The organism is Photobacterium jeanii (genome assembly GCF_001650345.1).
Lineage (GTDB): Bacteria > Pseudomonadota > Gammaproteobacteria > Enterobacterales > Vibrionaceae > Photobacterium > Photobacterium jeanii.
The window spans coordinates 139,968-159,056 of sequence record NZ_LVHF01000012.1; the positions used below are offsets into that span (position 1 = coordinate 139,968).

15 protein-coding genes and 1 pseudogene are annotated in these 19,089 nt (G+C 43.5%); 10 read left to right on the forward strand and 6 right to left on the reverse strand.

What is annotated here, in order from left to right:
* Window positions 1–159: 159 nt before the first annotated feature.
* From A3K86_RS23105 to A3K86_RS02075, 3 genes and pseudogenes are all read right to left on the reverse strand, one after another.
* Window positions 160–447 (reverse strand): annotated as a pseudogene (locus A3K86_RS23105) (PAAR domain-containing protein); the annotation flags it as partial.
* A 358-nt stretch (window positions 448–805) separates the two neighbouring features.
* Window positions 806–2,551 carry a DEAD/DEAH box helicase gene (locus A3K86_RS02070; RefSeq protein WP_068326944.1) on the reverse strand — a complete coding sequence of 582 codons (1,746 nt, stop codon included), beginning with the start codon at window positions 2,549–2,551 and terminating at the stop codon, window positions 806–808.
* A gap of 73 nt (window positions 2,552–2,624) precedes the next feature.
* A complete protein-coding gene (locus tag A3K86_RS02075) occupies window positions 2,625–3,119 on the reverse strand; it encodes a GNAT family N-acetyltransferase (protein ID WP_068326947.1) in 495 nt (164 codons plus the stop codon).
* Between the two features lie 257 nt (window positions 3,120–3,376).
* Here A3K86_RS02075 and rsuA point away from each other — a divergent pair, with 257 nt between their 5' ends.
* The 3 genes from rsuA (at window position 3,377) to A3K86_RS02090 (ending at window position 6,143) form a co-directional block, all read left to right on the forward strand.
* On the forward strand, window positions 3,377–4,072 hold the full coding sequence (gene rsuA, locus A3K86_RS02080) for a 16S rRNA pseudouridine(516) synthase RsuA (protein ID WP_068326950.1): 696 nt from the start codon (window positions 3,377–3,379) through the stop codon (window positions 4,070–4,072).
* Between the two features lie 208 nt (window positions 4,073–4,280).
* A complete protein-coding gene (locus tag A3K86_RS02085) occupies window positions 4,281–5,471 on the forward strand; it encodes a Bcr/CflA family multidrug efflux MFS transporter (RefSeq protein WP_068326953.1) in 1,191 nt (396 codons plus the stop codon).
* A gap of 9 nt (window positions 5,472–5,480) precedes the next feature.
* Window positions 5,481–6,143 carry a DUF2913 family protein gene (locus A3K86_RS02090; RefSeq protein ID WP_068326956.1) on the forward strand — a complete coding sequence of 221 codons (663 nt, stop codon included), beginning with the start codon at window positions 5,481–5,483 and terminating at the stop codon, window positions 6,141–6,143.
* Window positions 6,144–6,214: 71 nt separating this feature from the next.
* On the opposite strand, the gene A3K86_RS02095 is transcribed toward A3K86_RS02090, so the two are convergent.
* Complete coding sequence (locus tag A3K86_RS02095) at window positions 6,215–7,675, reverse strand: DUF2867 domain-containing protein (protein ID WP_068326959.1); 1,461 nt, start codon at window positions 7,673–7,675, stop codon at window positions 6,215–6,217.
* A 354-nt stretch (window positions 7,676–8,029) separates the two neighbouring features.
* Here A3K86_RS02095 and A3K86_RS02100 point away from each other — a divergent pair, with 354 nt between their 5' ends.
* The 7 genes from A3K86_RS02100 to A3K86_RS02130 all read left to right on the forward strand — a co-directional run bounded on the left by A3K86_RS02100 (window position 8,030) and on the right by A3K86_RS02130 (window position 17,117).
* Window positions 8,030–9,397: an MATE family efflux transporter gene (locus tag A3K86_RS02100; RefSeq protein WP_068326963.1), complete on the forward strand. Its 1,368-nt coding sequence runs from the start codon at window positions 8,030–8,032 to the stop codon at window positions 9,395–9,397.
* Between the two features lie 278 nt (window positions 9,398–9,675).
* On the forward strand, window positions 9,676–10,347 hold the full coding sequence (locus A3K86_RS02105) for an ABC transporter ATP-binding protein (RefSeq protein ID WP_068326966.1): 672 nt from the start codon (window positions 9,676–9,678) through the stop codon (window positions 10,345–10,347).
* Window positions 10,328–12,781 (forward strand): ABC transporter permease, encoded by a 2,454-nt coding sequence (locus A3K86_RS02110; protein ID WP_068326969.1) that lies wholly within the window; start codon window positions 10,328–10,330, stop codon window positions 12,779–12,781. The genes A3K86_RS02105 and A3K86_RS02110 overlap by 20 nt, the downstream gene beginning before the upstream one ends.
* Window positions 12,781–13,860: a lipocalin-like domain-containing protein gene (locus A3K86_RS02115; RefSeq protein WP_068326972.1), complete on the forward strand. Its 1,080-nt coding sequence runs from the start codon at window positions 12,781–12,783 to the stop codon at window positions 13,858–13,860. Before A3K86_RS02110 ends, A3K86_RS02115 begins: the two co-directional genes overlap by 1 nt.
* Window positions 13,861–13,979: 119 nt before the next feature.
* Window positions 13,980–15,278, forward strand: coding sequence for an amidohydrolase (locus A3K86_RS02120; RefSeq protein WP_068326975.1), 1,299 nt, complete (start codon window positions 13,980–13,982; stop codon window positions 15,276–15,278).
* Between the two features lie 248 nt (window positions 15,279–15,526).
* Window positions 15,527–16,351 carry an EAL domain-containing protein gene (locus A3K86_RS02125; protein ID WP_068326978.1) on the forward strand — a complete coding sequence of 275 codons (825 nt, stop codon included), beginning with the start codon at window positions 15,527–15,529 and terminating at the stop codon, window positions 16,349–16,351.
* On the forward strand, window positions 16,296–17,117 hold the full coding sequence (locus A3K86_RS02130) for a helix-turn-helix domain-containing protein (RefSeq protein WP_068326981.1): 822 nt from the start codon (window positions 16,296–16,298) through the stop codon (window positions 17,115–17,117). Before A3K86_RS02125 ends, A3K86_RS02130 begins: the two co-directional genes overlap by 56 nt.
* 110 nt (window positions 17,118–17,227) lie before the next feature.
* Here A3K86_RS02130 and A3K86_RS02135 read toward each other — a convergent pair whose 3' ends face one another.
* Together A3K86_RS02135 and cra are read right to left on the reverse strand one after the other, a co-directional pair.
* Complete coding sequence (locus tag A3K86_RS02135; protein ID WP_068326985.1) at window positions 17,228–17,671, reverse strand: DUF3592 domain-containing protein; 444 nt, start codon at window positions 17,669–17,671, stop codon at window positions 17,228–17,230.
* A gap of 220 nt (window positions 17,672–17,891) precedes the next feature.
* Complete coding sequence (gene cra / locus A3K86_RS02140) at window positions 17,892–18,875, reverse strand: catabolite repressor/activator (RefSeq protein WP_068326988.1); 984 nt, start codon at window positions 18,873–18,875, stop codon at window positions 17,892–17,894.
* Between the last annotated feature and the right edge of the window lie 214 nt (window positions 18,876–19,089).

The window sequence follows — 19,089 nt, forward strand, 5'->3', positions numbered from 1 at the left end:
TAAACCGCAAACAGGGACAAGTTGAGTTTCAATCTCTACAGCACGGACAATAGCCTCATGAAAATCAGGGCTTGCGCTCTCAAATTCTTTTTGCTCATTATTATTAGTGCCGCCTGAGTTTTTAGTAGAGCCTCCTCCTGCTGGCCCACTACTTTTTTCACCAATCAGAACAGTTCCGTTACCAACAACGACTTTTCCACCGTGTGAGGTTGAATCGCCCATACGTGCTGCTGGTTTGCCATTAATAAAAACGCCCGATGAGCCAGAAGCGATGCTATCTGGCGGGCCTCCGTAGCATACTAATCTGTCACCTTGACGTGCTGCTGGCATGCCGCCGATGAACACGTTTGAAGATCCTGCTGCGACGGGGCCACCAACGTGAGGTGTTTTCCCTGAATATTGAGGGCAGGTGTGATGACAGCCGATATATGCAGCGGGCTTACCCATGGCGACACTTCTCCTAAAGCGCTGGTAAGCCAATTACACCAAATGCCTACGATCTCTATATATGAGAGTTGCTGAGCACAGTGAAATTATCTATCAACTTACCTAGCTTGAACGGTGCGAAATAATGAAACCTATGGAACATAGGTAAAGATGAAATTTAGCATGTGGGCTAGCAGCGAGACAATTTGAGCGAGCTTAGTAATTTGATGGCAATCTTAATTTATGGATTTAAATCGCAAATCAATAAAATTACAGAAATGTCATTAGTTAAATATTGGGAGAGAAATTATAGCTAGTGGTTATTAATTGTGGGGAAGTATTTAAATAACCACTAACTATTGGCAAGTGAGAATAAAGCTTAATCTTTTTGGTACTGATCTATGTCGAATAGCTTGTCGCGGATAGCCCAAAAACGACCGCTTTTGCGAGCAATAATGATTTCAGGTGGTCGCAAACGATGCTCATTGTTTGCCACTTTTGTTGGGGCGGTGTCGGTAAATGGACGATGGCGATCAACTAAGTGTGGGTTGATAAACTTTTTCAAGAAACTGTCTTTTTGTGTTTTGGTTGATAGTGGCCAAATCTCGCTGATTTCAGAGCCTTCATCACCGCTGTAAATCACTTTTAACTGTGGTTTTCCAAATTTGTTTTTGCCGGGTTCAAGACGAAGATCTTGGCATTTGATGATCATCGCGTCTTTGAGTTTTAGCGCATCTCGCAGTTTTTTATCTGGGTCTACCATTACAGCGTCGCAAACGTGGCAACGTCGTGCGGCAATATCATTATCTGCGCCACATTCCTCACAGTATTTGGCACGAAAGCGGTAGCCACATTCTTCGCGTTCGCCTGTTTCGTCGTCTTCAAAATAGCCCTGGCAACGGCGTCCATAGTGTTCGATAAGAAAACCCGCAGGATCGAGCTTGCCCCAAAAACTGTTGTTAAAGCCGCAAGCAGGGCAGGGCACCATAATAACTTCACTGTCGCTGTTAGGTTTCGGATCGCCAACTTCTGGTTGGTATAAGTCATAGCAGTTACCCGCGTACTCCAAGACTAAACAGTCTTCTTTACCCTCAAACAAACGTAATCCACGACCAACAATTTGTTGGTAGAGGCTGATGGATTCAGTTGGGCGGAGTATGGCTATTAGATCAACATGTGGTGCGTCAAAGCCTGTGGTTAAAACCGAGACGTTAACGAGATATTTAATCTTTTGCTGCTTAAAATCTTCGATGATGCGATCGCGCTCATCTAAAGGGGTATCACCGACGACCAGAGCGGCATTTTCATTCGCCAAGTAACCCATGATTTCTTTGGCGTGGTTGACGGTGGATGCAAAAATCATCACCCCATGACGCTCATTGGCGTATTCAATGACCTGTTCAATGATCATCGGTGTAGCGCGGGAAGATTTCTCAATCACGCTATCTAAATCAGCTTCTTTATAGTGACCGTTGGCTGAAGGTGTCAGGCTAGAAAAGTCATAACCCATTACCGCCATATCCATAATTTTAGGTTCGGTTAAGAAACCCTCATCAAGTAGATAACGGATCGGGAGTTCAAAAATACAATCGCGGAAGAATCTGTCTTGCTCGGTGCGAACTTGACCTCGGGTATGGTATTTGTATATCCAGCCCATTCCTAAACGATATGGAGTGGCGGTTAAGCCTAGGATTTTGATCCCCGGATTGATTGACTGTAGGTGGCTGATAACTTTGCGGTAGGCACTGTTTTCATCATCGGGTACACGGTGGCACTCATCGATCACGAGTAACGAAAATTCATTTTTGAATGCATTGAGACTATTTGCCATTGACTGAACTGAAGCAAACACAACTTGGCGATCTGTTTCTTTACGACCGAGCCCTGCTGAAAAGATAGAGGCTTTTAATCCATAGCTTTCGTATTTACTGTGGTTTTGCTCGACCAATTCTTTTACGTGCGTTAGCACTAAGACTCGACCTCTGGCGATGCGTGCCAGTTCCGCCACGACTAAGCTTTTACCTGCGCCTGTCGGCAGTGTTAATACTGCTGGGCTGGTATGTTTACGAAAATAGTGAATGGTCGCTTTAACGCTATCTTGTTGGTAAGGGCGGAGGGTATACATGCAACAGACGCCGAGTTAGGAAAACTCGGCGAGTGTAACATAGCTTAACTGTATAGATGAACAGTGAATGTAATTAAGACGCGATGTTCAGCGATACGGTTTGTGGGGTGATGTCTTTGGTCATGTTGCAGAACTGACGACGTGGCATGTAACCTTGTTTCTCGTAAAAACTACGCGCGCCTGCATTGCCTATGTTCACTTCGAGTGATAGCGCTCTGACACCTAATTGGGCAAGTGATTGTTCAATTTCAGGCAATAGCTGGGTACCAATGCCTTGCTTACGCCATTCAGGCTTGAGATAAAACTGATCGATTAAGCCTATTTTACCACCGTGTTCCAAGCTGAAACTGTAGCTAACGATGATATGACCGACCACCATCTTTTCGCCTGCTTCGTCTGCCTCAACTAACCACGCTTGGCCGAGATCTGGATTAGCGATGAGCTGTTGGATAGCTTGTTGAGTTTGTTCAGTTTTTTGCGGTAAAGCTTCATAATCAAACAATTCTTCTATTAAATTCAGTAGGTTATTAACAGAAGATGCGTTTGGCGCAACAAGAGAGATATTCATACTATGACCTTCGTTGTTAGGCGTTCTGCTTTTTAGTTATACGCGATGTATTCGTTAAAAGGTTACTCTTTTATGACCAACAAATGTCAGAAATGTTCTATTTTTTGAACCACACTGCAAAGGAAAAATAAAACTTAATGATAGTAAAGTCTGTTCATAACAAACGGATAATTGGCGTTTGGTCATAAGTTTTTAATGCAAGTTGCAGTCCAGCTTTTTATAATAGCCCACCAATTTTGAAACACCTGGAGCCAACAATGAGGCTTGATAAATTCCTTTGTACAACCTTAGGTATTACGCGCAGAGAAGCGGGTAAGATCTTGAAAGATAAAATGGTCGAAGTGAACGGCGAGATCGTCAAAAGTTCTTCGCTAAAAATTACTGATGACTGTGATGTGGAATTTAATGGTCGTTCATTGAAGCTAACGGGTCCTCAGTACTACATGCTGAATAAGCCATCGGGTTTTGTGTGTTCGCACATTGATGATTTCAATCCAACGGTGTTTGTATTGCTTGATATTGTTAGCCCTGAGAAGCTGCATGTAGCTGGTCGACTTGATGGTGATACCACAGGCTTGGTACTGCTGACGGATGATGGCCAATGGTCACACCGCATTACATCGCCGCGTCACGTATGCGAGAAAACCTACTATGTTGAAGTGGCAGATCCACTTGAAGAGTCGGCAATCGAATTGTTTGCAAATGGCGTTGAACTGCGTGGTGAGAAAGAGCTAACGCGCCCAGCGAAATTAGAAATTTTAGGTGAACGTGAAGCATTAATTACCATCACCGAAGGTAAGTATCACCAAGTAAAACGCATGTTTGCGGCTATTGGCAACAAAGTTGAAGCGCTACATCGTGAACGCATTGGTGCTGTTGAGCTCGATGAAGAGCTGGAACCTGGCGAATATCGTGAATTGACGGCAGAAGAAATTGCGTCATTTATGAAGTAAGAGCTTTAGCCACAGTACTACTTGCTGTTACTAAGATCTTAAATTAAGCCCTTTTTTGCTATGTATCACTGTGAACAGGTCGAGATATAGCAGAAAAGGGCTTTTTCGTGCCGATTTAAGAAACGTATTCTTTCTTATAAAGAATGAATAAAATTCGAGAATATGTCGTACAATATACGGTTCAAAAAATAGCAGATAGTTGTACTCTATGCCCAAGAATGAAAATCAAAAACTAAGCTTTATGCTTATCCTAATTTTAGGTGCTATATCCGCGCTAACACCGTTAGCGATTGATATGTACTTGCCTGCAATGCCTACCATTGCCCGCGATTTGGCTGTCTCTCCCAGTTTGGTTCAAAGTACTTTAACAGCCTATACCGCAGGTTTTGCTATTGGTCAGCTATTGCATGGTCCTTTGGCTGATAGCTATGGTCGAAAACCCGTGCTTATCATCGGTGTGGTTTTATTTGGTATTGCTGCGATTTTCAGTGCCGTTAGTCAGGATATCATTCAGCTTACTTGGGTGCGTGCTGCGCAAGGTTTCGCTGGGGCTTCAGCGGCTGTCATTATTCAGGCATTGGTGCGTGATATGTTCGAGCGCGAAGAGTTTGCTCGCACTATGTCTTTCATTACGTTGGTGATGACGGTAGCGCCACTTGCAGCGCCTATGATTGGTGGTTATGTCGCGGTCTGGTTTGGCTGGCGTGCGATCTTTTGGGTATTAGCGGCGTTTTCTGTTGTTGTCTTGTTAGCAGTTAGCTTTAAAATTTCAGAAACGCTTCCGAAAGAAAAGCGTTTGCCATTTAACTTGGCATCAACTCTTCGCAATTACGTCCGCTTGATGACCAATAAGTCTGCGGTTGGTTTGATTTTCTGTAGCGGCTTTTCGTTCGCGGGTATGTTTACTTTCTTAACTGTTGGCTCTTTTGTATATATCGACCTATATCATGTGAGTACCCAAAACTTTGGCTATTTGTTTGGTTTAAATGTGGTGTGTTTGATTTTAATGACCAGCATTAATGGCCGCATGGTGAAGCAAAAAGGTTCGCACTGGATGCTGCGTTTCGGGCTGAGCGTACAATTTATTGCAGGTTTTGGTTTAATTCTTGGTCAGTTGTTAGGTTTAGGCTTGTGGGGTGTGGTTGTGCCTGTCATGCTTTTTGTTGGTACGATATCCATTATCGGTAGTAACACCATGGCATGTTTATTGGCGAAGTATCCACACATGGCGGGAACTGCTTCATCTTTGGCTGGAACAATACGTTTTGGTACGGGGACTGTGATTGGTGGGGCGGTGGCGATGATGCCAGATGCAACCACTTGGCCTATGGCAATGACAATGGCTGTGTGTGCATTACTATCGGCTGGATTTTATTGGTTTTTATCACGTGATGCTTAAGTGAAGAAAATGACGCTGTTTTATCAAGAATTATACAAGTTGGTGACTGAAGGTTTAGCTGAGCTACAGGCTTCTATTGATGCGGGAAAAACCCCAAATAACCCTGTAAGTGAAACCCATTTTATTAGTGCTTGGGTGACAAAGGCGATCAAACAACAGCGTTATGCACATTGCATGGCGAAGACCTTAATGAACTGGCAACAGCAAGCCCGCAGTATGGGGCAGAAAGCTCAACTACGTTTGCAATTTGAACATCTAGCTGACACGTACGCAGCTGTTATGGATGATCAACACAAAGCGAATGTGATCACTGAGCAGAACTTTATTGCGTTTTACGATCAACTCGAGCAGTTAGATTGGCAAGTAACGACGGCTTACGAGATCAATCGCAAGGTTAAACACCACACCGATGGTCAAGCGTCGCTGGTAGCTTGCTGTAAAAAAACGGAAGATGCCTTTGCGGAAGGTGAAGAAAATCACCGAGAGTTGGTGAAACCTTTGTCTATCTTCATTCGCGGCAATACTCAGCAGTTAATTGATACAGCGTTCGAGCATGGTTTACTGCTATACAAGGTGACAGATTACAAATCGATCGTGAAGTATCATGGTGAGTACATTGTGTATCCGGCTAATAGCGGCGATCATCTACCTGAACTGCCGACACGTAAGTAATTGTTCAGCCTCTTAATTCAGCAACGCCACCTTAATAGGTGGCGTTTTTGTATGAACGTTATGGTCGACATTTATTGAGTCAGCGTTTTACCTTGTTCGCCTTGTGCTTTGCAGGCTTTTACCAAAGCGTAAGTCATGCCTCTGAATATAAAGAGGTGAGCCGGCATCATGGCAAACCAATACAACAACCCCATAAATCCAGCAGGGTGCCACCATGCACGAATGTCTATCGTGCGATGATCGCCGTGATCTTCAATGGTAAATTCCAAGCGACCTAAGCCGGGGGCTTTCATACCAAATAAGAGCGATAGAAAGTGATTTTTCTTAATGTTGATCACCTTCCATGAATCGATGTGATCGCCAAGTTTTAAAGGACCTTCTAGTTTTGGAGTACGCTTCATGGCGTTGCCGCCACAAAGAGCATCAAGCCATTCACGAATACGCCATAGGTAGTTTGCGTAAAAGTAACCGCGCTTCCCCCCAATTTGGGTGACTTGGTTCCAGAGGTCTTCAGCGCTAGCATCGGTTTTTAAGGTATAGCCTGCGTGTTTAGGGTAGTAACCGTAGCCTTTGTTCCACCTAGCAAGTGCGTCAGGATCAAACCCCCAGATTTCACTACGTACCACCTCTTCTTCATGAGCTAGCGCTTCTTCAACTGATTCGTCATAGGTAAGAAGGTATTGCGGGATAAGGGCTTCAATTGCTTCACTATGAGCGGTTAAGTCGTGTTGTAAGCCGCCAATAAGCGCTTTGGCGATATCTGTTGGCACTGATGTGATCACTCGTAGCCACTGCGCTGCAAGTTTGGGCGATAAAAAAGGTAATGGAACTATGCGAATGTTCTTACCCATCTGCTTTGCTAATAGCTTCATTTGCTGGGAGTAAGTCAAAGGTTCTGGCCCTGCGACATCGAGAATTTGATGCCGAGATGGTAAGAAATGAAGCAGTTCAGTGAGATAAAACAGCAGGTTTCTCAGTGCAATCGGAGAGTTGCGTGATCGCACCCATTTAGGCGTTAGCATGATAGGCAAGTGGTACACAAAATCACGCATCACTTCATAAGCCGCAGAACCAGGACCGATAATAATGCCCGAACGTAATTCGGTTACGATTTTGCCTGATTCACGTAATATTTCTCCAGTGGCTTTTCGTGCAGCTAAGTGTTTGGAATGGCCACTGTCTGGTTGGAGTGCGCCGAGGTAAATAACCCGTTGGACATTACTTTTGCTCAGTCCGAGGCTAAAGTGGCGGGCGACTTCGAGTTCGTATTCAATAAAGTCGTGTCCGTGTGCCATGCCGTGTACTAAGAAAAACACTGCGTCAACGTCTTCGAGGATAGGAGCAAGGTCGGTTTTTAACCCAAGATCGAGTTCGATTAGTTCTATATTGTTGATGTTACTCCAGCCGCGTTTTTGTAATAGTTTTAAGCTACGACCTGTCGCTTTAACTTGATAGCCACTGTTAGCTAATTCGGGAACAAGGTGACTTCCAACATAGCCTGAAGCACCAACAACAAGAACGGTTTTTATCATTCTTACGACTCCATCCTTAGTGATCAATTACGGTGGCGTTAACCGCATTCCTTATTACAAATTTTGTTTCAAGATTACTCACTGAATACATCACTTTATCAGACGGTAATCTTTTAATTACGCCGTGCTCAACCTTCGATATTGGTATAATTAACTGAAGTGAAAAAATGACCAAAAAGTGGTTGTTATTACAACTGTAGTGGATAAAATTCCGCTTGTCTTTCCTTCTGTTTATCAAGCAAGAATAAGCGTGACCAAGCCAGAAAAATACGCTGGATATGCGCTGTAAACTCGATAAACGTCGATAAATACCAGTTCCGATTTTCGTTCTTTTTGCTGTTTGTGAGGCTGTTAATGCGTCATCTTGTTGTTCAGCAATTACGGGGAGATTTCCTTCGCCGCTTATTGCTCATTGCTTTTCCTATCGCACTGCAAACTATGCTGTTTTCCAGCCGTAGTTTGGTTGATATTTTGATGTTAGGTCAGTTAGGCGAAATGGAAGTCGCTGCGATTGGTATTGCGGGTAAAGCTCTGTTTGTTGCAACCATCATGCTATTTGGTGTAACAACGGGGGGCGCTTTACTTACCGCTCAGTATTGGGGAGCGGGAAATCAACGTGGGGTACAGCAAAGTACCGCGTTAACTATTACGATGACGACCATTACCGCCACTATTTGCGGTGGGCTGTTTCTCGTTTTTCCAGAGTTTGTTATTGGTCTTGCGACGGATTCTGCTCCTGTCATCACCTTAGGTGCAGAGTATTTGGCTATCACCTCTGTGAGTTTATTTGCCGTTGCATGGGGCAGTAGTATTGCCGTTGGTTTGCGTGCAATGCATCAACCGGGTGTCAGTACCTTCTTTAGTGCGATAGGTATTGCGCTCAATATGTTCCTTAACTGGGTGCTGATATTCGGTAATTTGGGTGCGCCAGCTATGGGTATTGCTGGTGCAGCTTGGGCAACGTTAGTCAGTGGTTTGGTTGAAGTTGGCTTATTGTATAGCTTCCTATATGGTCGCAAGCATTTATTAGCACTGGATTTATCGGTATTTAGCGAAGCTTGCCAATGGGTACTGGTAAAGCGTTTCTTGAAATTGTCGTTGCCAACAACGTTTAATCATCTCGCGTGGTCGATGGGGATTTTCGTTTATCACGCCATTATTGGTCAGGTCAGTGTTCAAGGGTTAGCTGCGCTATCTGTTATCACGCCGATTGAATCTTTCGCGCTAGCGATGCTGATTGGTGTATCGAACGCCGCTGCTGTGATGATTGGTAATCAGCTTGGTGCGAATAAGATGGAAGAAGCCTATCAGCAAGCATGGGCAGTCTCTATCTTTAACGTATTGTGTGGTGTGATGGTTGCCATCATTATGCTGCTTTCTAAGAATCTCGTGTTGGATCTATTCTCTGCGCTATCGCCTGATACCCGCGAACTGACAGAGAACTTCTTTACGATATTGGCTGTGATGGTGGTTATCCGCACCATTCCAATGACGATGATTGTCGGAGTACTTCGTGCTGGTGGTGATATTCGTTTTTGTTTTTATCAAGACATCGCTGCGCAATGGATGATTGGCTTGCCGTTTACTGCCATTGTGGCATTAGTGCTGAAGTTACCACTTGAATGGGTGTATGCCTCGTTAGTGGTAGAAGAATTGGTGAAATGGGTCGGCTCTATTTTGCGAGTTAGATCAAAAGCATGGATGAATAACTTAGTAGCATAAAGGGTAAAATGGGGCGAAAGCAGTAAATTACCCGTTAAAAATGAACAAAAGAAGCGTTTTTATCGTAATGGATAGGAACGCTTTTTTCTTTATACAAGCCCCTATAATGTTAGTGAGCTGTAAGGCTTATAGTAATTTTGTATGTGCTTTGTAAAACCTTACCTTTTAATTAAGACCAATGCCGCAAATTGCTTTCTCGGCGTTAGGGTTTACGGTACATTCACTGCCTACATACAAAGACATATCGCTTAACGGAAATCACGGTTTCGAGGACATAAATGTTACGACTTGCAGGCCTCTGTAAAGGTTACAAAGATGGCAACGAGTATCACTCAGTGCTTCAAGGTGCTGAGCTCGCATTAAAGCAGGGACAACAGCTGGCATTAATGGGGGAAAGTGGTTCAGGCAAGAGTACTTTGCTGAATCTTATTGCAGGTTTAGACAGTGTCGACACCGGTGAAATTTGGTTAGGTGATACTGCAATTCATGCTATTTCTGAGCGTGAACGTACCGCTTTCCGACGTAATAATATTGGCTTGGTTTTCCAGCAGTTTAATTTATTACCAACCTTGACTACCGAAGACAATATTCGTTTTTGTCGTCAGCTAAAAGGGCTGAAAGATGATCAATCCTTATGGCGTCAAATTGTTTCTGCGCTAGATCTACGCCCGTTACTTGATCGTTATCCAGAAGAGATGTCGGGTGGTCAGCAACAACGTGCGGCAATTGCGCGTGCGCTTTACATGGAGCCCGATATTTTACTGGCAGATGAGCCAACTGGTAGCCTCGATGAACGTAATGCCAGTGCGGTCATTCGTTTGTTAACTAACCTTGCGACCAAGCTCGATTGTACGTTATTGCTTGTGACTCACAGTGAGCAAGTTGCCGCGCATATGCAAGGTTGTATTCGTCTCCAAGGAGGGCAATTACATGTCCAAGCCAGTCGCTAAGGCGCTCTGGGGACATTATCGTCGCCATCCTTTCCAAATTCTGCTCGTATGGCTGGGGTTAACGTTAGGCATCGCCTTGTTGATTGGGGTTATGGCTATCAATCAGCAAGCACGTGAAAGTTACCGCCAAGGTGAGCAGCTGTTTGATAATCCTTTCCCTTACCGTATCCGTTCTTTGCAAAGTGGTATGAAGGTACCGCAGGGCTTTTATATCGATCTTCGTCGTGCTGGCTTCAAAGAGTGTGTGCCAATCGATGAGCATCGCATCACAACCGAACAACAACGCGACTTCGAGTTACTTGGTGTTGATCCTATCGCCATGTTCTCCACGCTCAAAAGCACCGGACCATCTCAACCTCAGCTGTTTGACTTAATTACGCCGCCATACCCAATTTTAATTGGTGAACAATTAGCACGTTATATCGGGGTGCAAGATGGCGAAATGATCACCCTAGACGATGGCATGAATATTGGACCATTGCGTGTGGTGAGTGATGAGCGTATTGGTGGCCCGCGAATGATTGCTGATATGGCATTGCTGCGTCAGATCAGCCGTAGTTCAGGTTTCACTGCTGTGATCTGCCGTGAGATGTCATCTGAGCGGATACGAGATTTAGAAGCGAAACTACCATCTGGAATGGGGATGGATGTTAATCAAAGCGCAACGCTTGAGCCGCTGACAAACGCTTTCCACCTTAATTTGTTTGCAATGGGGATGCTTTCGTTTGTGGTGGGCTTGTTTATTTTTTATCAAGCCATGTCGTTATCTTTGTCACAGCGTCAACCTTTAGTGGGTTTGTTACGTCAAATGGGTGTTTCGGGCTATCAGTTATCGGGTGCGTTGGCGATAGAAATTCTACTGTGGGTGATCCTTGGTTTAGTCGGGGGGAACTTGCTTGGCTTATTGCTGGCGCAACAACTGTTACCTTCAGTCGCGGCAACCTTGAGTGATCTCTATGGTGCGAATGTCAATCTGGCGATTGAATGGCACTGGCAGTGGGGATTAGCAAGTTTAGCGATTGCTGTATTTGGCTCGGTATTGGCATGTGGTTGGCCAGCACTTCGTTTGATTAAAACGCAACCCTTACGATTGGCGACAAGAATGTCTTTGATCCGTATTAGTGGTCGAGAATTTGCGTTTCAGGCCATTATTTCTTGTTTCTTTATTGGGGCGGCTTACGGCGTTTATCAATTACCTCATGGACAAACTGCTGGCTTTGTCTTGATTGCTTTCATTCTTGTCGCCTGTGGGTTGATGATGCCGTTTATTTTATGGCAATTCTTCCGTTTGCTCGCCAAGGTGGTGAAGGCCGCCAGACTACGTTGGTTCTTCTCTGATGCCGCTGCGAGCCTGAGTTATCGTGGTGTTGCAGCAATGGCATTTATGCTGGCGCTGGCCTCCAATATCGGAATGGAAACCATGGTTGGTAGTTTCCGCTATACAACCGAAAACTGGCTGGGGCAGCGTTTGGCGGCTGATATTTATGTGCGTCCTCCTTTAAGTGTGGCTACCCGACTAGAAACATGGCTGGAACAGCAGCCAGAAGTTGACCAAGTATGGCGTCGCTGGCGTAAAGAACTTGATACCCATAAAGGTATTGTTGAACTGCGCAGCATTGGTCATTCGCAAGGTGAAAAAGCGGCGATGGCAGTGAAAGTCGCCACACCTGATTACTGGGCAAAAACACATAGCCAACGTGCAGTGATGGTAAGTGAATCTATGGCACTGCGCGAAGGTTGGAAGCCGGGGGACATTGTTAACCTGCCAGCGCCGCTTGGTAAAGGCTGGCATATTTCAGCAGTTTATTACGATTACGGTAATCCACATGGTCAGTTGTTGTTATCACAACGCAATTGGCAAAAATTGTGGCAGAAAAAAGGTGCGGTGGGTTTTGCTATTCATTTGAAAGAAGGTGAATCACCTGAGCCAATCATGGCGCGGATGGGAGAGCGCTTCCGTTTGCAGCCAGAGCGAGTTCGAAATAATGCCGAGCTAATGAATCAAGCAATGCGAGTCTTTGACCGTACCTTTGTTGTGACATCGACGCTGGGTAAATTGACTTTATTCATTTCGGTGTGTGGTCTGTTTGTGGCGACAGTGGCGGGTGAAGTGTCACGTCAACGCCAGTTCGCACTATTACGCTGTATGGGCATGACGGGTCGTGAACTTGCTATGTTAGGTGGTGGACAGTTATTCATTATCGGCTTATTGACCGCGCTAATGGCGTTACCGCTAGGCTTAGTATTAGCGCAACTGTTAATAGACGTGGTGCTGAAATATTCGTTTGGCTGGACGATGGAGCTTTACTTCTTCCCGAGTCAGTACCTAGTGTCGTTAAGTGCTGCTTTAGTTGTTTTACTTGCTGCGGGGGCTTGGCCTGTGTGGCGACTAGTTAAACGTTCAGCGATCACCTCATTACGTGAGTCATTCTAATGGGTAAGTATCTAGTTTTATTTTTACTATTGATGGGTTTAGTCGGCTGTGAACCGACAGAGCCTGTCGCGCCAACGGTTAGCGTACTGACAGAAGCGAAGACTGATGATGCTGATCAAGCGTTTGAAAAAGTGACGCCAGATCGTCAATTAATTTTCCCTGATGATCATGGTGAGCATCCGACCTTTAAAACCGAGTGGTGGTATCTGACCGCGAATTTAACCGATGATAACGGCAATGAATACGGTTTGCAGTGGACGCAATTTCGAATCGCAACGAGCAAAAGTGATAACCCTGGTTGGGGGAGTCCACAAATTTATATGGCACATGCGGTGATCACGACTGAAAACAGCAACCAATCAGCTGAACGTTTTGCCCGTGGTGGGATAGGTCAGGCGGGGATGACAAATTCACCGTACCGTATCTGGTTGGATAATTGGGTGTGGGAAGCCGAGGGCGATAACCCTTTTCCGGGTAAGTTGCATTTTGCCGATGAAGCAATGGCTGCTGAGCTAAATATTACCAACCAAGGTGAATTGATCCTTCATGGCGATGATGGTTATAGCCAAAAACACCCGGCAGAACCACGAGCATCATATTACTACAGTGCGCCATTTTTAAGCGTAGATGGGAAATTGACGCTAAATGGTGAGTCTTTCAAAGTGTCGGGTACCGCTTGGTATGATCGTGAATGGAGTAGTAGCATGCTTGCTAATGACCAGCAAGGATGGGATTGGTTCTCCATTCGCTTAGATGATGGTAGCGCGTTGATGGCGGCACAAATTCGCGCCAAAGATAACAAAGCGTATACTTTTGGCTCTCGCAGTTGGCCTAATGGTAAAGTTATACCATTGAAAAACGGCGAAATTTATCTGACTCCGCTGAGCTATTCAACCACGAGTGGTAAAACTTTACCAATGAAGTGGCGTGTGGATATTCCTTCGCAAGAGATTAGGTTATCTGTTGGCGTATTACGCAAAGAGCAGTGGTTACCTTTTACTTTTCCGTATTGGGAAGGTCCTATTTCTGTCACGGGGAGTCATCAAGGTCGTGGCTTTATGGAGCTAACTGGCTATTAATATATTTAACTGATACAAGGGATTGGTCGCTTAACTGTTCATCATCAGCCTTAGGTTATGAAGCATAAGCATTAAATGGTGATGAGTCGTTGAGTGATCAAAGATCATAAGGAAATAATGTGAGCAATTTCTTTTTCGATGAGCAAGCGTTGTCTCAGCGTCTCATTAATTATCGTCGTGAGCTACACCGTTACCCAGAAGCGGCATGGTGTGAATTTTTTACCACCAGTCGAATCGCCGCCCACTTAAAACACCTCGATTATCAACTCGCGTTTTCCGATCAAATTATCCGCCCTGAATCCATCATGGGACGAGATGATAAGTTAGTACAACAAGCCCAAGAGCGTGCCCTGCAATGGGGCGCAGATACAGAAAGTTTGATTTTGATGAACGGTGTCACAGGCGTTGGTGCCATGCTAGATACCGGAAGACCAGGACCAAACATTGCCTTTCGTTTTGATATTGATGCAGTCGAAGTAGCAGAGAGCCAAGACGACTCTCATCGCCCTTATTTTCTCGGTTTTTCATCACTTTCATCTGGTGTCACTCACGCTTGTGGCCATGATGCACATGTTGCTATCGGTTTAGGCTTAGCAGAGGTGTTAGCTGAAAATCGCGATAAGCTATGTGGGAAGATTAAGCTACTTTTTCAACCTGCAGAAGAAGGTTGTCGCGCCGGTAAAGCCATTGCTGAGAGCGGCTGGTTAGATGATGTGGATTATCTCGTTGCGGCTCACATTGGCATGAATGTACCAAGCGGTACATTAGTGTGTGATCCTCAGCATTTCTTGTGCAGTTCTAAATTTGATCTTCAATTTAACGGTAAACCAGCCCATGCAGGTATTGAGCCTAATGCTGGTCGTAATGCGTTGGCTGCGGCATGTACTGCGGTTTCACAAATGCTTGCCATTCCTCGCCACCGTGATGGCATGACACGAGTTAATGTCGGCCAGCTAATGTCTGGTGAAGGGCGAAACGTAATTCCAGAGAAGGCATTGCTGAAAGGTGAAACTCGTGGTGAAAATCGTGAACTAAACACTTACATGTACCAGCAGGTTGAGCAAATAGCCCATGCGTCAGCAATGATGCATGGTGTTGATGTCGAGATAAAAGCTCAAGGTGAAGCGATAGGGTTATATAACGATGCCAGCATGGTTAATTTGTTATATCGCCTTGGCGAGCAAAGCGGTTTTACTCACGTAGTTCGTGAAAAAGATTTTGGTGCCAGCGAAGACGCCGGATATTTGGTGGATCGTGTTCAACAAAATGGCGGTAAAGCCGTGTACTGTTTGGTTGGCTCTGATCTTACTGCAGGTCACCATAACGGTGATTTTGACATTGATGAAACGCGTATGCTGCCAGCAGTTAAGCTATATATGAATATAATTAGCCAGCTTCAGGCTGAAGTGAGTTGCTAAACGGAGCATATGCTCTAAATGCGCTTGAGCAATTGTGAAGAATTGGTATTATACTGCCCGCCTATTTATAAAAGCATTTCAAATTAATAATATGTTTTGGCGTATCTGGAAATATACGCCAAAAACATGACAAAAAAACTCACTTTATTGATATCACATCAAATATTTTACATACATGCTTTTTTTCTGGTCATTCAAAGCTGAAGAAATAAAATCAGCACTAGAAGTTATAACAAGAAGAAGCAGTTATGCACAAAATCCACTTATTAGATGTGCCGAACACCGTGCGAATTACATCACTTCAAGATGAACGTGATTACGTTGATATCAGTTTTTTACTTCAGCCTATTGTTGAGCCTGCAAATGGAGAAGTTGTCGCTTACGAAGCCCTATCAAAAGTTTTAACCCAAGAAGGTGAGCAGTTAAATAACGAGCTTTTCTTCGAGCAACTAGATGATGAGTTTCTGAAAGCTTTGGTATTAGCGCAGATAAAAGCTTTTAAGCAAAGCGTTTATAAGCAACGACGTGTTTTAATTTCATATAACCTTTCTTTATCTTGCATGAACGATGAATGTTTTATTGATACTCTGTTAGGCACTGCGACGCAAAAAATAGCGCTTGAGTTTACAAACTTAGATACCAATATTCGTTCGAAGCGATTACTTGCTAATTTGCAGAAAGTACAAAAAAAAGGACATCAACTTTGGCTAGATGATTACCTCCATCAGTCTAAAGAAGCAAATTTAACGTTAGGGAATATTGAGTGGGATATCATTAAAATTGATAAATCCTATTTGTTTTTTAATACAAAGGAGGAATCACTACTAGAATCATTAACAACGGTACTGCAAAGCTATGTGAAGAAAGGACTTGTCTTTGAAGGAGTAGAGACCGAGCTTCAGCGTAGACTTATCTGTGGTCATCGTGTTTACGCCCAGGGGTATTACTTCTCTTACCCGCGTTCTGTAGAAGATGCGATATCCCGTACTTACTATTCGCCTTGGAATACTATAAGTAATGAAAGCCGCTCTAAAAAGCAACATAGAGATAAGGCATCACTGCCTACACCATAAGGGATCTTTTTCAAATTTTTACGCTGTTGATTATAAATTAATAAGAATAAAGAACGCAGTTGGCTTTGTATCAATCAAAGGCGTAATAAATGAAATAAAAGGCAAAGGGATCATCTACATACCTTGCCACTCACAAGTTACATGTTCAGTTCAGTCAGCAAACGGAGAAAGAGTAGAATTAGATATACTCAGTTTTAAAAAAGATTGTTTTCACGAAATTGTGGAAGTGTTAAAGCCCTTTGTGGTTTACAGTCAGTTCAACAATGTAAGCCAGATGTACTTTCAGTACAATGACGAGTTCGACCCTGAATTTGATAGTCTGCTTGAAATTCAAAATGGCACGAACCAACACAAAGACACGATTAGCCACGCTCTTTCACAAACAATCATTTACAAGATTGTATCCAAGTACGCTTCACACTTACTTACATGTACCCATGATGAGCAGTGTATTGTGAAGTTGATCAGCGAAATTATTACTAACGACTTAACTAAAAAGTGGAAGTTAGCTGAGATCGCAACAGTATTAAATATGTCTGTTTCGACCTTACAAAGAAAACTTAATGATGAAGATGTAGACTTTACAAAGTTACTCATTGATTTGAAGCTAAGCAAAGCAAGAGATTTTCTGACGTACTCATCGATACCTATAACCCAGGTTGCTAATAAATCGGGCTTTGAAAACTTAGCTTATTTTTCTAATTCATTTAAAAAGCATTTTAAGATGACGCCGACTCATTTTAGGCGTTCCGTCAAAGGGAGTTGATATAGGTAATGAAGGGGCATAATTGCCCCTTATCTGCGCTATTAGTAGTATTGTTATCACTATAGCGATGCTATATTGCTAATAAGTAGGTGGTTGATGATTTGAGTAAGCTACGATGATAAACCGACTGAAATAGAAACACTTGCTTTTGATCTGCCAACCATCCAAGAAAATAGAAGTAGTACAGCTGCAATCATCAGCAGTATTACAACGGAAGACCACTTTTCAAAAAATGAGTTAATGACTGCACGATCTGGGTATTCAGCCTCGTAGAGTACTTCTAGCGTCTGCCCTATTTTATATTTAGGTGGATTAGAACTAATAGAGCTCACAAATTGGACTTCACTCCCACCTTGTGTGGTAAAGGTTACAATTGGAGCAAAGTTATCTCTTCCTTCATTATCTTCAGATTTATTAATTTGGTAGTCGATGACAGTACCATTTGTTTTTAAGCTATTATCTAGTCGATGGCTTACTTCACCAAATTGCAAATACGATATATATATGAGTAAGGCAGAAAGAAGTGCAAGTATAATCCTTAATATTAATTTCATTGCTATGTCTCATTAAAAGTAATAATAAGGTCGGAATGCTAGCATATAAAATATGCTTTTATGATGGTTGTAAATTAAGCGAAATTTATTTCATGTAAAATTTGAAGCTATAGCAAATAGAATAAGATTAACTCAAAACTAATGTGTTAGTTGTCATAAATAAAAAGAGGCTATATGCCTCTTTTAAATTTAACCTAATGTTTAAATAGGAGTGTTTTTTTTACCTATGTTTAAGTTGTCGTGAGATAACTTCGATCCCTGCTTTATATCGCCCAGCAGTCGCATTAAGCGCAAGTTCAAGTGCCGTTTCAGCAATAAGCTCATATTGCTGAGGTAATGACTGGATCTTGTTTGGTAAAAAATCAAGCAGTCGGTTGTCACCAAAGGTCGCTAATTGCGTGCTTTCAAGAAGTTTGGGTTGGCTTAATAGACTATCAAGTACACCTTCGAACAAGGTATAGGATGTTGCCAAGATTGCGTCAGGCATATCGCCAGATTTTATCCAGCCTTGAACAATATCGTAGCCCGTTTGTTGACTAAAGTGCTCGCCATATTCGCTGATGATCTTGGTTTGCTCTGAATGGTGATTAATGGCGCTTAAGAAACCTTGCTCACGTTCTTTCGATACACCGAGCTCTTTTACCGCTCCGACCAGACCAATACTTGAGATTGGCTTACGTAATAAGCTTTGTGTTAGGGCAAAAGCGCCTTCTAAATCTTCACTGATCACACTCGCAAACACTTCATCATCTAAAGCACGGTCAATGGCAATAATAGGTACACCAGATGCCTGGATCTTTTTATAGAACTCGTTATCAGCAGGTAACGCACTTGCAACGATTAACGCATCAATACGACGGCTGAGTAGGGTATTCGCGACTTTCATCTCTGTTTCGGTATCGTCATCTGAACAAGAGATAATAAGTTGGTAGCCTGCTTTGCGCGCATCACGTTCAAGTAATTTGGCTAGTTTGGCATAACTGCTGTTTTCAAGATCTGGAATGATCAAACCGAACGAGCGACTGCTCCCAGCACGTAATGATGTTGCAGCATGATCCGGACGGAAATTATGTTCATCCACAACCGCCATCACTTTTTGCTGCGTTCTTTCACTGATCCGGTATTTTGCGGCTTTGCCGTTGATCACATAGCTAGCGGTTGTTCGCGATACGCCAGCCAGTTTTGCGATTTCGTCTAAGGTCATTTTATGCTCAAACCTGAATAATTGTGCAGTTGATCAAAGTTTCGTCACCGATCTCGCTGCGAATGTTTGCAATCATAGCTGAAACCATTCAGCATGTCAGCTGAAAGGTTTCAGCAGAGTGTTCAGTTGAATCATTTACAATGATTATCCGAATAGCCTGTGCTGAAACTTTTAAAAGCACTTTTTGCTGAAACGATTCAGCTTTAAGTGTCAG